This window comes from Pusillimonas sp., assembly GCF_044464525.1.
GTDB lineage: Bacteria > Pseudomonadota > Gammaproteobacteria > Burkholderiales > Burkholderiaceae_B > Pusillimonas.
The window spans coordinates 1-14285 of the sequence record NZ_JBIQLE010000016.1 but is presented as its reverse complement, the minus strand read 5'-3'; the positions used below and the strand labels follow the sequence as shown (position 1 = coordinate 14285).

General features: G+C 55.1%; 15 protein-coding genes. 7 read left to right on the top strand and 8 right to left on the bottom strand.

The window, feature by feature from the left end:
- Window positions 1-268: 268 nt before the first annotated feature.
- From ACIY1O_RS10410 to ACIY1O_RS10390, 5 genes are all read right to left on the bottom strand, one after another.
- On the bottom strand, window positions 269-1063 hold the full coding sequence (locus ACIY1O_RS10410) for an ABC transporter permease (protein ID WP_397475020.1): 795 nt from the start codon (window positions 1061-1063) through the stop codon (window positions 269-271).
- On the bottom strand, window positions 1060-1812 hold the full coding sequence (locus ACIY1O_RS10405; protein WP_397475019.1) for an ABC transporter ATP-binding protein: 753 nt from the start codon (window positions 1810-1812) through the stop codon (window positions 1060-1062). Before ACIY1O_RS10405 ends, ACIY1O_RS10410 begins: the two co-directional genes overlap by 4 nt.
- A 10-nt stretch (window positions 1813-1822) precedes the next feature.
- Complete coding sequence (locus ACIY1O_RS10400; protein ID WP_397475018.1) at window positions 1823-2842, bottom strand: ABC transporter substrate-binding protein; 1020 nt, start codon at window positions 2840-2842, stop codon at window positions 1823-1825.
- A gap of 65 nt (window positions 2843-2907) precedes the next feature.
- Window positions 2908-3678 (bottom strand): SDR family oxidoreductase, encoded by a 771-nt coding sequence (locus ACIY1O_RS10395; RefSeq protein ID WP_397475017.1) that lies wholly within the window; start codon window positions 3676-3678, stop codon window positions 2908-2910.
- A 65-nt stretch (window positions 3679-3743) separates the two neighbouring features.
- Entirely contained in the window at window positions 3744-4436 is a 693-nt protein-coding gene (locus ACIY1O_RS10390; protein ID WP_397475016.1) for a TetR/AcrR family transcriptional regulator, read from the bottom strand.
- A gap of 176 nt (window positions 4437-4612) precedes the next feature.
- Here ACIY1O_RS10390 and ACIY1O_RS10385 point away from each other — a divergent pair, with 176 nt between their 5' ends.
- The 5 genes from ACIY1O_RS10385 (at window position 4613) to ACIY1O_RS10365 (ending at window position 10294) form a co-directional block, all read left to right on the top strand.
- Window positions 4613-5677, top strand: a complete 1065-nt coding sequence (locus tag ACIY1O_RS10385) for a 2,5-dihydroxypyridine 5,6-dioxygenase NicX family protein (RefSeq protein ID WP_397475015.1) — start codon at window positions 4613-4615, stop codon at window positions 5675-5677.
- Window positions 5631-6935, top strand: coding sequence for an acyl-CoA dehydrogenase family protein (locus ACIY1O_RS10380; protein ID WP_397475014.1), 1305 nt, complete (start codon window positions 5631-5633; stop codon window positions 6933-6935). Before ACIY1O_RS10385 ends, ACIY1O_RS10380 begins: the two co-directional genes overlap by 47 nt.
- Before the next feature lie 3 nt (window positions 6936-6938).
- Window positions 6939-7820, top strand: a complete 882-nt coding sequence (locus tag ACIY1O_RS10375; RefSeq protein WP_397475013.1) for an alpha/beta fold hydrolase — start codon at window positions 6939-6941, stop codon at window positions 7818-7820.
- Entirely contained in the window at window positions 7804-8814 is a 1011-nt protein-coding gene (locus tag ACIY1O_RS10370; RefSeq protein WP_397475012.1) for a flavin reductase, read from the top strand. The genes ACIY1O_RS10375 and ACIY1O_RS10370 overlap by 17 nt, the downstream gene beginning before the upstream one ends.
- 322 nt (window positions 8815-9136) lie before the next feature.
- Entirely contained in the window at window positions 9137-10294 is a 1158-nt protein-coding gene (locus tag ACIY1O_RS10365) for a mandelate racemase/muconate lactonizing enzyme family protein (RefSeq protein ID WP_397475011.1), read from the top strand.
- A 31-nt stretch (window positions 10295-10325) separates the two neighbouring features.
- Here the strand turns inward: ACIY1O_RS10365 and ACIY1O_RS10360 are convergent, their stop codons facing one another.
- Window positions 10326-11375 (bottom strand): NADP(H)-dependent aldo-keto reductase, encoded by a 1050-nt coding sequence (locus tag ACIY1O_RS10360; RefSeq protein WP_397475010.1) that lies wholly within the window; start codon window positions 11373-11375, stop codon window positions 10326-10328.
- A gap of 80 nt (window positions 11376-11455) precedes the next feature.
- Window positions 11456-12142, bottom strand: a complete 687-nt coding sequence (locus ACIY1O_RS10355; protein WP_397475009.1) for a cysteine hydrolase family protein — start codon at window positions 12140-12142, stop codon at window positions 11456-11458.
- Between the two features lie 133 nt (window positions 12143-12275).
- Here ACIY1O_RS10355 and ACIY1O_RS10350 point away from each other — a divergent pair, with 133 nt between their 5' ends.
- Together ACIY1O_RS10350 and arfB are read left to right on the top strand one after the other, a co-directional pair.
- Window positions 12276-13373 carry a hypothetical protein gene (locus tag ACIY1O_RS10350; protein ID WP_397475008.1) on the top strand — a complete coding sequence of 366 codons (1098 nt, stop codon included), beginning with the start codon at window positions 12276-12278 and terminating at the stop codon, window positions 13371-13373.
- On the top strand, window positions 13370-13777 hold the full coding sequence (arfB, locus tag ACIY1O_RS10345) for an alternative ribosome rescue aminoacyl-tRNA hydrolase ArfB (RefSeq protein WP_397475007.1): 408 nt from the start codon (window positions 13370-13372) through the stop codon (window positions 13775-13777). Before ACIY1O_RS10350 ends, arfB begins: the two co-directional genes overlap by 4 nt.
- 57 nt (window positions 13778-13834) lie before the next feature.
- Here arfB and ACIY1O_RS10340 read toward each other — a convergent pair.
- A partial coding sequence (locus ACIY1O_RS10340; RefSeq protein WP_397475006.1) for a hypothetical protein occupies window positions 13835-14285 on the bottom strand: 451 nt, incomplete at its 5' end.

Here is a 14285-nt window from a genome sequence, read left to right as displayed (position 1 = left end):
CAGCACGAGGCCGCTGGGCGGCCTCGATGGTGAATGCAACCCGCGACAAAGTCGATCGGGCGCAATTTCTTCCGACCGCCGCCTTCAAAGAAAGTTCAGAATAGAGTTTCGTAATTGCCCGAATCGCATGGGTCACGCGTCCCAAGGCGGCGGTAGTATAGAGATTTTATTCTTTGGATGGGAGCGAAATGTGGGCGATGGCCTAGCTACCGCAGAGGTATGGTCTGAAGACTTTCCACGACTCTTTTTGGACAATGTATGAAACGCGTTATTGCCAACTGAGCAGGCGTTTCTCAAGCGCGTCCATGAATGCTGTGACGCCTAATCCCAGCAGTGCCAGGACGAGCAGAAGCCCCAATACGCCATCCATGTTGAACGTCGACCCTAGATAAGACACTTGTTGGCCCAGGCCGTGTTCGGAGGCGATAATTTCACACCCAACCACTCCTAACAAGGCATAGATCAGTCCGAGGCGCAGTCCGGAGAATATCACGGGTATTGCGCTTGGTAGCGTCACGGAACAAAAAATTCTGGCTGGAGATGCCCCGAGGGTCCGCGATAACGTGACCCAGTCAGTGGCTACGCCTCGCACTCCAGCGGTGGTGCTGGATAGAACAATGAAAAAAGTAAGGCTGAAACCGACGGCGATCTTTGACCCGATTCCAAGGCCGAACCATAATAGAAATAGAGGCGCCAGGGCAATTCGCGGCATCGCGTTAAATGCGGAAAGGTAGGGACTTATAAATTTTTCAAAACGGGGAAGGGTCACAAATATCAGCCCTATGAACAGCGCTGCGGCGCTTCCAAGAATGAAAGCGATGGCCGTGGCCGCCGCTGTCCAGCCGAGGTCCTTCCAGATGCGTGCTGAAACAAAGAAGCCGTCCCACAAAAAGTGGGCGATTCCCAATGGCGAACCGAACAAAGCCCTGTCAATCCAGCCCTGTGTCGCCCCCCACTCCCACAGTCCGAGTACAGCGGTCAGGAAAATGATATGAGCCTTAAGCGCGCTCAGTGGAAGCCGCAATGAAAGTTTGCGAGGTAGGGTTTGTGTTATTTGAGTCATAGTTCGAGGGAGTTCCAAAGTTCCGTGTAAAGCTCATGGAAACGAGGCTCATTTTGTAGTGCGCGGCTTGATCTGGGGCGGGATAGGTCCACGGTCACATCCTTGACGATACGTCCCGGTCGAGCGCTCATCACTATGACACGGTCGGAAAGCGCAATGGCCTCGGCCAGATCATGAGTTATGAATAGCACTGTTCGGCGCTCTTTCTGCCAAAGCGACATCAACACGTCTGCCAAGACGATCTTGGTTTGTGCATCCAAGGCGCCGAATGGCTCATCCATGAGAAGTATGGGCGAATCAAGAGCAAAGGTCCTGGCCAAGGCGACTCGCTGCCGCATGCCATGGGACAGTGCCTTAGGAAGCGATTCTTCGAAGCCTCGCAAGCCTACCGAAGCTAAGATGCTCATGGCTTTTGATTGCGTCGTCTCTTTATCGATGCCGCGCAGTTCCATGCCATAGCTGGCGTTGCCGAGCGCGGTGCGCCAGGGTAGCAGGCAGTCACGCGCAAACATGTATGCCACATTGGGGTTGCTTATTTTGGGCGAGTCACCAAGAATAGACACGTCGCCGGAGTGAGGCTCGTCGAATAGGCCTGCAACCAGATTCAAAAGAGTTGTCTTTCCGCACCCACTAGGCCCAACGATCGAAACGAACTGGCCATGCGGAATGTTGATATTTACATTCGACAGCGCCGTTACGTCGTTTGCAAACTTTACAGTGACGGAACGTATGTCTACGGCTGTAGTCATGGCGTGTCCTTTATCGCGGTTGCGTTGGGTCGGAAAGAAGCAAAGTGCGTGTATCGAAAGGAGACTTGATCTGCTTTGTGCGATACAGGAAGTCCGCCATCTGCTGCAGGGCTTGTGGATCCAGCGTAAACCTGACCGCCCCTTGTGTATTGCGCAGCGCAGTTTCGATGATTTCGTCAGCCTGGGGGTTGTTGATCGGGAACCTTTGTTTAGCAATGTTTACGACCGTATTCCACTTCTCTGGGTCGGTGTAGTATTTTTCCGCATCTTTGAATGCGGCTTCCAGAGCGGCGACTATCTTCGGGTTCTTTTCGGCATATTCGGCTCGGATGAAGTTAGGTGCTGCTGCGCCGTTCAAGTCGATCAGCTCCTCGGGCCCTTGGCCTTTGCGCATGTCTACAGCGATGTCGCAAGTATCGAGTACGGTACAAAAGGCTGCTACTGGCTCGAAAGCCAGCAAGGCATCCACCTGCTTGTGTTGCAAGGCGGAATAGGCAGTATCGGGTCCGCCGACCGCAACCATAGTGAAGTCATCCGTGGACATGCCGGCGCCGCGTGCTAGTGCTGCAAATTGGTACTCTGCGGCGCTGCCTCGGGCAGCTACGCCTATCTTCCTGCCTTTCAACTGGTGCATGACGGCTGGATAATCTGCATCGCTGATATCGGCGTTAACATGCTTGCCGGTCGCCAGGAAGAAATTGGTGTCTGCCAAGGCATTGCCAAGCACTTTCAAGTTCATGCCTCGTGCGGCGGCCAGCAACCCGCTGTCGGCGCCGGCGGACGCAACATCGATACTGCCTCCAACCAGAGCCTGAATAGCCAACGACGCGGATGGTATGGTTTGCAAGGTGCACGTGAGACCATGGCTCTCGCAGATTTTCTCGTCTACCAGAACGCGTGCCATGGGGTTGCCCACGCCTGGAAAGTCGTTAATGCGCACTACCGGCATCTTGTCGGCAGCATGCGACAGGCCCGACATGAGGATCAGGGCAGAGGCCGAGAAGTATTTCAGAAGCATTAGGGGTTTCATTGTCATCCTCCATTCGCGAAATTGATTTGCTTTATTTAATAATTTTCAACTCGGTATGATTTTATTTAGCTCAAGGCCGGGGTTCGGTGCTGCGCCACGTACAAAGGATTAAGCGTGGGGGATACGACCAGTTCGTTGACGCACGTACTTGTAGGAAGCTCAGACAACATAAGGATTAATCGTCCGATGTCGCGCGGCTGGAGAAAACGCTGTCGCTCCTCTTCGGTAGGAGGCACAGGGCGCTGATCAAGAAATGGAGTGGATACTTCGGCAGGGCAGAGGGCGCAGGCTCTGATATTGTTGACGCACTCTTCTATATTGATCGATTCTGTGAGGGCGACGACCGCATGCTTGGCTGCCGTGTAAGCGCTACCGGCAGCCCGCACGACATTCTTGCCACCCCAAGAGGCGATATTTACAATCAGGCCATCTCGGCGCTTTCGCATGGATGGTAGGACAGCGTGGGCGCAATATAGAGTTCCATTAAGGTTTATCTCAATCATTTTTGCCCAGTCCGCCATGGATACCTCATTGAGATATCGTCGCGGGATGTTCGAGCCTGCATTATTCACTAGAACATTAATCGCCCCTACGGACTCCTCTATTTGCTGGACGGCAGCCGCCACAGCATTGGCGTCCGAAACATCCAGTGGAACTGCATGACAGCGCCCGCCAGCACTTGTGATGCTGTTGGCCGCCTCCTGAAGCCGTTCCGGTGTCCGTCCACTAAGGACTACTGTTGCACCGGCTTCAGACAGTACTTGGGCTGTGCCCAAGCCGATCCCGCTGGCTCCTCCGGTAATCCATACCACTCTGCCTTGCAATGAACCGCTCATTGGTGATTGTCTCCATGTAATCAAAATAATGTGTACTGCCGTTCTCGCTTATTGATGTTGAGAGTTCAGTTCTCTATCTCGGAGTTTCGGTCGCGCGAATACAGTCGAATAAAAGCCGCGACGCCTTCATCGATCCAGTGTTCGACTTCGTCCTCGCTCATATTCCAATTGGGATCGATCAGTTTCGTGCGATGCGGCATGCCCAGGGTCAGCCCCCAGAATCGGCTGGTCGCCACGTCCAGGTTGTCGATTTCTAATAGGCCTTGCCTCGCCTGAGCCGCGATGACGGATTTGAATCCCGCTATGACTTTCTTAGGGCCATGCTCGTAAAAGCGCTTGGTCAGAGACGGAAAGCGCGTGAACTCTGCTATTGCCAAACGTTGAAGTGCAATTAGGTTTTCAGAAAGAATGACTGCGGCGGCGTGTTTGGCCAAAGCGCATAAGTCTATGTGTACCGACTCAGAATCGGAGGCATCCGGTGCGGCAACCAATACACGGTTTGCGACATCATCCAAAATGGCGTCGAAAAGCTGTTCTTTGGTGTCGAAGTAGCGATACACAGTCGGTTTTGACACCTCGGCCCGTGCGGCAATGACGTCCATGCTCGCGCCTACAAACCCCTCTTCTTTAAATACTTCTGCTGCGGCCTGAAGTACAGCAATGCGTTTTTCGTTACTACGGCGTTTCCGGCCGTCGATCTTGGGGCGCACTGAGTTGTCACTTGGGGCGAATGCTCTGGAACTCGCGGAGTTGGTCATGCATGTTCTCCGAATATTTATAATTGGAACGCAAGAAACTATAACTATACAGTTTAGTAATGTCAAGGTAATGATCGAGTTCTTAAGTTATTAAAATATAAGGGTTTTGCCTAATGTTCCAGCAAGCCGTCTGTCCTTAATATAACTATACCGTTTAGTAAATATATGGAGGGAGCATGCTCTGCGAGGTGCCGCAAGGAAAATGGATAGACGGCTTTGCTCAGGCGCTTGGGCGCTGTGGCATTTCGCGCGGTACGCGCGTCGCCTTGTTATCAGAAACTGAATCACGACGCTTGAATATAGAGCTATGCGAGTTGGCGCTGGACAGGCTTGGAGCTCGCTGGGTGAGCATCCGGGTTCCGTCACCGCCACAGGGCGAGGTCATCCCTGTACGCTCCACCGGATCATCAATTGCCCTTAAAGACAATCAATTGGCTGTCCGTGCGATTTCAGGCGCGGAAGTCATCATTGATGGATCGGTCGAGGGGCTCCTCCACTCTTCAGAGCTGAGCGAAGCGCTGGCAAGCGGCGCGCGTATGTTGATGATCAGCAACGAGCACCCAGATGTGCTGGAGCGTATTGCTCTGGGGCCTTCTCTGAAAGACGCTGTGTTATCTGCACGTAAACAGCTTACGGCAGCCAACACCATGGTGGTGGAGTCGCGCCACGGTACAAAGTTGCGCGTCGATCTGGCTGAGGCGGTGGTCGGAGGAAACTGGGGTTACTGCACGGAGCCAGGCACACGAGCTCACTGGCCTGGCGGCCTTGTTGCGTGTTTCCCGCGTGCGAGGTCCGTTTCTGGACAGATCGTATTGGCACCGGGCGACGCCAACCTCACGTTCAAGCGTTATATCGAGCAGCCGGTTCATCTCACGCTGGAGAACGACTACGTGGTGGACATACAAGGCGAGAACCTCGACGCCGAGCTCATGCGTAGCTATCTGGCAGCATGGCAGGAACGTGACGCCTACGCCGTTTCCCACGTCGGTTGGGGGCTCAATCCCGCGGCAAGATGGGAGTCTCTGGCTATGTATGACCGAGCCAATATTAACGGAACGGAACTACGCGTATTTTCCGGAAATTTTCTTTTCTCGACCGGCGCCAATGAGCACGCCGGACGACACACAAAAGGGCATTTCGACATTCCGATGCGCGGATGCTCTATCTATCTGGATGGCAACCCTGTAGTTGTGGATGGCCATCTACATCCTAAAACTGAATGGAGACACGATGAAACCTGAAGCGCCATACCGCGCCGCTCCCGAAATGAGCCTTGACCTTACTCCCGAGCAGCAAGCTCTCATCGAACAGATGAGAGATCTAGGCCAGAATCGGTTTCAAGCGCGCGCTGCCCAATACGACAGGGATGCTTCCTTCCCGACCGAAAACTACCAAGATTTTCGTGAGACGGGCTTTCTAGGTTTATGCATCCCAAAGGAATACGGTGGGATGGGTGCGTCCTTTCAGACGTATATGCTGGTTGCGGCAGAATTGGGACGGTGGTGCGGCCCGACAGCTTTGACGTTCAATATGCATACGTCGTCCACGATCTATCCCGGAATACTGGGAGAAAGCGTACCCATGAATCAAGCAGAGCGCGCAGAGCAACATCGCTTATGTGAACATCATTTCGATCGCATCTTGAACGAAGGGAAAATATACTCGCAGCCCTTCTCCGAGACTGGTCAAGATTGGACGACCCGGCCTTATGCCACCTCGGCTGCGCGGGTGGACGGGGGATGGATCGTTAATGGCAAGAAAGTGTTCGCCTCATTGTCTACTGCAGCGGACTACCATGGAGTGGTATGCACCGAAAAAAACGAGGGCCCGCCACGTTTCGAAGACACGTTGTTATTGGCGGTCTCGACTCACTCTGAAGGCTTGAGCATTGTGGGGGACTGGGACCCACTGGGCATGCGCCCCACAGTGTCACGCACTGTCATTTTGAAAGACGTTTTCGTACCAGACGGCGAGCAAATCATGCCACGAGGTACTTATTTCACGACCCGCTCGGCTTGGCCTCACTCCTTCATTACGATTACCCCGGCTTATATGGGTATTGCACAGGCCGCGTTCGACTTTACGGTGAGCTATCTCAAGGGCGAGGTAGAAGGCATGCCTCCGGTGAAGCGGCGCCACTACCCGACCAAGCGCATGGCTGTAGCAGAAATGTCCATCATGTTGGAACAGACCTGGGCAACATATCTGCGCGTTATCTCTGAGGCGAAGCCAAAACCCTCCAGAGAGGAATTGATACGTATGTACGTAGCGCAATACACCGTGATGGAGAATAGCGCGAAAATCAGCCAGCTTGCCATACGTACCTGTGGTGGGCAGAGCATGCTGCGCAGTTTGCCCTTGGAGCGCTATTACCGAGACAGCCGCTGCGGTTCGCTCATGTTGCCGTTCACGGCTGAAATATGTCTTGAGCGGATTGGCTTGCTTTCCTTGTACACCCAGGAAGAAATGGCGAAGCTTCCGTTGCCTCAACCGGACTGACAAATGAATAGTTCAGGTTCACTGGGCCTCAAGGCCGAGTTCGTCCCAGGAAATCCTCGGCTTGCCATAACGCATGCTGGTCAGGGCGAAGTGGTGTTATTTTTGCATGGAATAGGTGGGAATCGCACTAATTGGACGGAGCAGCTTGCTCGATTTAGTAGTTCGTTCCACGCCATCGCATGGGACATGCGCGGTTATGGCGATAGCGACGATTATGAAGGTCCTTTTCGTTTCGAGGATGCTCGGATGGATATTGATCGCATCCTGGATCACTTCAAGGTAAAAGGTTGCCATCTGGTGGGTTTATCGTTAGGCGGACGCATCGCTTTCGATTATGCATATCATCAGTCCGGTAAAGTCATTTCGCTAACCGCTTGTTCAGCGGTGCCCTTTAGCGCCAACATGGAAGCGGAGGTTAGAAAAGCCTTCCTCGCCACGCGTCAAAAGCCGTTACTGGAAGGTGGCACCCCTGCTGACATTGCGCCTGGCGTAGCGGATAGCCTAGCGGGCCCTCGCTGCAGTCCGCCTGCGCGCCGGGCGCTGGTTGAGAGCATCAGCGCGCTGCACGCAGAGTCTTACTTGAAAATGCTCGAAGCGGTCTCTTTACCCATGAAAGAATATCCGGTGAATGAAATCTGCGTACCCACCCATATAGTTGCTGCAGAGAACGACAGTCTTTTCCCACCGTGCAATCTGCGACAAATTGCTGACGCTATTCCCGGTGCTCAATACTCGCTACTGCCTTTTGCCGGGCACCTTAGCAATCTGGAGTTCCCAAAGGCGTTCAATGACGTGACTCACGCATTCATCAGCCTCCATGCTCAGGCGTGCACCGGTATCCAGCCCCATTCGATAGAGGAGGAACGTCGTGGCCAAGCCTTATGAAACTGACGCCAAAGCGTTACGCCAAGTACTGGCTTCATTCGCGACCGGCGTAACGATAGTGACTACTAACGACACTTCTGGCGAGCCCGTGGGAATTACTGCAAATAGCTTCAGTTCTGTGTCCCTTTCCCCTCCGCTCGTGCTTTGGAGTCTGGCCAAGAGTGCTTTCAGCAGGTCCGCATTTGAATCGAATGGCTACTGGGCGGTTCACATTCTGGCGCATGATCAAGAGGGCCTCTCGAATCGTTTTGCGCGTTCTGGCGAGAACAAGTTTGCAGGGTTGGCACTCGAGTCCGGCATCAATGACCTTCCATTGATTCCAGGGTGCGCCGCCCGACTGCAATGCAAAACCGCTTTGCAGTACGAAGGGGGAGACCACATCATATTTGTGGGAGAGGTTGTGCAATACGAAGCTATTAGTGCTTCGCCACTCGTATTTCACGCGGGACGCTACGCCATGGCGGTCCAGAATGCACAAGCTCTGTCTTTGTCGAAGGTGATGAAAAATCCATCGATCGGCCATACCGAGGATTACATTGGCTATCTGCTATGGCGCGCTTACTTTCAGTTCTTTGCGAAGCTGCGTGATTATCTGGCACAACAGGACATCGCGCCCGTGGAGTACTACCTGCTTTGCGCGCTGGCCGTACACGATGGGCGTACGTTGGAAGAAATAAACGAGGTCAACGTATTATCCGGTGCGGCAGCAACTCGGGAGACCGTTGCGTCGTTGCGTGAAAAGGCCTTCATTTGCACGCGTATCGAGGGAGGAAAGGTTCATCTTCATCTTACGGAAGAAGGCTATTTGCGCAGCCGTGCCCTTATGAGCCAGGCCAGAGAGCTGGAAAATGAGGCCGAACTGGCCATTGGTGCTGGCGATACATTGGCTTTGAAATCGTTACTCAAGAAACTAATCACACATACTCCAGTGGGGGTTCCGCACCCATGGGACAGCCTACCTGATGATCAGAATATTGAGAGCGGGGTCGCCTGATGGCAGATTCTTCCGTCGTCATGCTTGTAACATTCCGCGTGCTGCCTGAGGAGGAAGGGGCGTTCAACAGGTGGTATGACACTCAACATCTGCCCCAGCTCTTATCCATAGTTGGATTTCGTTCCGCTCGGCGATTGGTCAGGTGTGGCGACCCTCATCATTATCTGACCATGTACGAAGTTGAAAATGAACGGGTATTCGAGACCGAGGCGTTTCTTGCTTGGAAGACTTCACCGGCCGCGAGCCCGCCAAATGATCAATGGGTCTTGGAGTTTCACAGGGCCACCTATACGACTGTAGGAGCAGCTTCGAAGGAAGGCAAATGACGTCAGAAATTGCAATTGCAGATGTTGAAATATTTGTCCTCCGCGCACCGGCTGTGCCGCCGGTGCAAACTTCCTTTGGCGTCATGCACACTCGTCCAGCACTTCTGGTGCGAGTAAGAGACAAGTCTGGCTGCCACGGCTGGGGCGAGGTGTGGTGTAACTTTCCCAGTGTGGGCGCCGAGCATCGTGCTCGTATGATACTCGAGTACGTCAAACCAATAGTCATCTCCCAAGCATGGCGAGATCCTCGTCAATGCTATGACGCATTGAGTTCACGATTTGAAATTCTTGCGCTGCAAAGCGGCGAGCCAGGCACTTTGCACCAGATCGCCGCGGGTGTCGATATGGCGATTTGGGATATGGCTGCCCGTCGTGCAGGGCTGCCGCTTTGGCGTTTCATTGACGGAAGTGCCGGCGAAGAGTTACCCAGAATTGCTGTTTATGCCTCAGGGCTGAACCCACAGTACCCCGAACGCCTTGCCGCAGAAAAATGGGCTGAAGGCCATCGTGCGTTCAAACTTAAAGTGGGTTTCGGCCAGTCGGTGGATGAACACAACTTGCGCGCCCTGCGCGCAACGCTGGGTGAAGATGCAGCTCTCATGGCGGATGCCAATCAAGCTTGGTCATTGGATCAGGCTGTCGACTCAGGTCGGCGCTTTGAGCGTTTCGGCCTCCTATGGCTGGAGGAGCCTATACGCGCCGACTCACCTGAGGATTCATGGGCTACTTTGGCTGATGCTCAGCCCATCGCGTTGGCTGCGGGCGAAAATTTTTCCGGGATCAGCCAGTTCGATAGATTTATCAAGCGCGGTGCTTTGTCGATTATTCAGCCAGATGTGGGTAAGTGGGGCGGTTTCACCGGTTGCGTAGCTGTCGCCCGAAATGCAAACGTCCATGGAAGATGGGTATGCCCCCATTGGCTGGGCGGAGGTGTCGGTTTGATGGCTGCGATGCATCTTAAGGCTGCTGTAGGTGGCCCTGGCTATGTAGAGATCGATGCGAATCCTAATCCGTTGCGGGAAAGGTTGCTCCCGCCGGATTTTGTTGTGCGAGACGGATATATAAGTCTCACCGACAACGCCGGCCTGGGCTTTGAGCCGGACATTGAGGCGTGTGCCGAATTTATGGTCGACTTCGTCGGCGCTTCAGTATAAGTAAGCGCGCCGCGCGCCCACCGAACTAGGCTCAGGGCGCTGGGTTCGGATAGCGCTGGTGAATGGCCTGGATGGCGTCCATGGCCTCATCCGATAGCCGAACTTCAACGCTGTCAATATTTTCCTTCAACTGGTCCAGACGGGTTGCGCCCATGAGGTTGCTGATGACAAACGGCTGCTGGCTCACAAACGCCAATGCCATGGTGGCCGGCGACAGGCCTAGGTCGCGTGCCAATTGTACGTACTCGGCCGTGGCCAGTTCGGCTTGGGGCTTCATGTAACGATCAAAGCGCGTGAAGAGCGTCATGCGGGCGCCCTCGGGCCGGGCTCCGTTCAGGTATTTGCCTGCAAGTACACCCATGGCCAATGGCGAGTAGGCCAGCAAGCCCAGGCCTTCCAGGTGGCTGAACTCGGACAGGCCATTCTCGAAGCTGCGGTTGAGCAAGCTATACGGGTTCTGAATAGAGGCAATGCGTGGAAGGCCGTTTGTTTCCGCGAGCTTCAGGTATTGCGCCACGCCCCAAGGCGTTTCGTTGGATACCCCTATATGCCGCACCTTCCCGGCCTTGATGAAGTCTTGCAATACCCCAAGGGTTTCTTCGATAGGTACTGTGTATTCGTCGTCTTTCCATGGATAGCAGGGGCGGCCGAACGTTGTCGTGGTGCGATCCGGCCAGTGAAGCTGGTAAAGGTCGAGGTAATCGGTTCGCAAGCGCTTCAAGCTGGCGTCGAGCGCTTCTGTCATGTTCTTGCGATCGAGGTGTGTCTGGCCGCTACGAATATGACCGGGCCGCTTCGGGTCGGTGGCGGGGCCTGACACCTTGCTGGTGAGCACGATCTCTTTGCGTCGCCCGGTCTTGGCCAGCCACGTGCCGATATACGCTTCCGTACGGCCTTGTGTTTCGGGCTTGGGCGGGACGGGGTACATCTCGGCGGCATCCACAAGGTTCACCCCTCGCGACAAGGCGTAGTCGAGCTGCTCGTGGGCCTCGGATTCACTGTTTTGTTCGCCCCAGGTCATGGTGCCCAGGCCGATCAGGCTGACTTCAAGATCGGTGTGACCAAGTTTGCGATATTTCAATGCTGGCGCTCCGGCTGTAGAGTTTCTGGCTGCACGGCGAGGCTTCCCGCCGTTCAAATTGATGTTACCACCGCTATTTTTTAAGGTTTGCCGGCTGCGGTTTGACGGCCGATTTCTTCCATGATTTCTTGTGACGTGGTCACGTTCCTAAAATGGTGCTGCCATAATTTGATGCCAAGTTGCCCGGACCGATCAAGCGAAGAGCCAACGGTTAGATCGGTAAGCAGCGTAGGGCTCAGTCCGGCATCGAACAGTGCGAAGCCGGCCGCCAGGCAGCAGGTCTCTGTTTGAATTCCCGCCACCAGCACGCGGTCAAGTTTCCGGGCTTTCAGAAAGCGTATCGTTTCCGCAGAAGGTGCATAGCCAAACTTGACGAAAACGTGGTCAACCTCAAGCAGGCACTCGTCGTCGGCTGGCGGCGCCCAGCCGAGCTGTCTGTGGAAGGGAGTCTTGTTCTCGTCGTGGCGTTCAACAGTTGCCACCGACATTAAGTGCGGGGTCATCCGCTTCAATCCCGAAACGAGCCACGGCGGCGGGTTGAAGGCGTTTTGGACGTCGACGATAAGTAGTGCCTGATTCATGGCCAAACAATAGCGCTTTTCGGGGCGAAGCTCCAAGTCGTACGGTACGATCAAAGCTGTGTAGATGCGACCCCTGGGCCACCACCAACTCAAGGACGCCATCGTCTGCCATGAGGAAAGTATGGGTGTGTCGATGTCCGAGACGCCTTTGCTAACATTGGTACGGCGTGCTGGATATAATTTCACACGCGCCGCATCCTCGCCTGCCCGCGCTCCGTGGCAGGTCTATTCTTTTTCGGTGAACCACGTTAGCCATGAAACTCACTGCAGACTCTGCTGGTCATAAGCCAACAACCGAAGTGTGGCAGGGCGGCAGCGCGTGAGGCGGCTACTTTGGGCCGCCTTTTTGGCCTTTCTTGGCGCGTTGCTTATTACCAGCCTGTACCGGCCTGTTGCCCTGGAAGACCAGCTTGTGAGCTTGCAGGTTGAGCAAGCCATGCCCGAGTACGCCCCCGCTCTTTCTACAGAGCCGGCCGCGCTGCAGGCGCTTTTCCTGGCGTATGTGGACGACCCGATCTTATTGGCCAAAGCTCGCCTGGCGTTGCTGCGCTATCCCGAGATCGCCCGGCCCATTTTTCTTTTGTATGGCGATGATGAGACCTTTCAAGAAGGGCTGCGCAATTATGGCGAGGACGTTGTGCTGCCCATTCATTATTTCCAGGTAAACGAAGTTTTTACCCTGGAGCTGATGCAAAAGCTTAGCGACACGGCCCGATCGGCGTTTCTCGCTGTCCGCGACATGTGGCATGGCAATGAATCCTCCGGCAACCAAGGCGCAGCGCCTTTGTCGCCCGAAGACCGCGGCCGCTACGCCATCCATTTCATTCAAGAAGAGGGATACGACTTTCTTGGACAATTTGTCATGGCGCCCAATGGCCAAGTTGCGTGGGTGCAGACGGAACGTGTTCTCGAAGGCATTAACCGCTTCTTTGCAGGAGGCATACGCGGGCTAGAGACCAAGTTGCGACTCGAGGAGTCTATTGGCGTCGGCGACGTAGGCGGGGCGGCGCTTGACGTTGTCATCGGCGTCAGCGCTTTCAAGATACTTCGTATGGGCGCGGCCGCGTCCGGTGGCAGGACCCTTACGTTTTCGCAACGCTCGGCTGCGCTAGGCGCAGGCCTGTGGCGCGGCAGCGTGATCGGCATGCGGATAGTGAAGTATGGAGCTCCGGCCGTGCTGGTCTATATGGCTGTTCGCCATCCCAGCGTCATCAACTCTCTGTTGGGCAGTGCCGCAGAAAAGCTTGGCGTGCCCGTCGCCGTGGTTCAGCTTGTGGGTTGGACTCTTATTTTGCTTCCTATCCTGCTTGTGCTGCGCATTTTAATAGGGCCTCTTGCCTGGTTTTTAGCCGGTGTTGTCGCCATGCTTCGTTGGGGTGAACGAACGCTAAAAAGCCGCCCCGGCCATCACCTATGATCGCTTCTCGATTTATCATCTCACAGGAGGAGATCGAATTCACCGCCATTCGAGCCCAGGGCGCCGGTGGCCAAAACGTGAACAAGGTCTCCAGCGCTGTTCATTTGCGCTATTCCATTCCTGATTCATCCTTGCCACTGGAAATCAAGGAGCGCCTGCTTGCTCTTCGTGATCGACGTATCACCGATGAAGGCGTGGTCGTGATCAAAGCGCAGGGCAGCCGCAGCCAGGAAAAGAACAAACTGCAAGCTATCCAGCGCTTGCAGGAACTGGTCGACAGCGTTTCGCAGCCACCCAAGCCGCGCAGGCCCACCCGCCCGACAAAGGGTTCCCAGCGCCGGCGATTGGAGGGGAAGTCTGCCCGGGGCGAGGTGAAAAAACTGCGGGGGAAGGTGCTGCCATGAAGATGAACCATATCGCCGGCGGGCAGCTCCCTCGCCTGAAAGCTTTCGACGCATAGCTTACGGTTCAACTGACGTTGAAACCGCTAGGACGCGCCGCAGCGGTTTGATTCTTGCCATCAGCCAGCCAAGCGGAAGCGCAACGGCCAGGGCGATCAAGCCTCGGCCCGCCCAATCCTGATCGCTCAACAAATACGCGTTGCATAAGCGGGCCGGCTGGTCCAGGTAGATCAGGCCGACGATCGCACTCATCCAGCAGAAGTTGCCCACAAAGAACAGCTTCACGACCAACGGCGCCCGGCGTAGCGAAGCGCTGAGTATCCAGCCGCAGACCGGCAGGCCTGCATACTTGAACGCGGCGACGCGCCAATCGATCAATGCGTCGTCCAACGCTTTGGGTATCATCCAGGCCGCGCCGACAAGGCTGACCAGCAGCAAGCCCGGTACACCGTACTCGTTGTAAGACCAGGATGGTCCAGCGGCGCCGTGGGCCTCGCTGCGGCATGTGGGG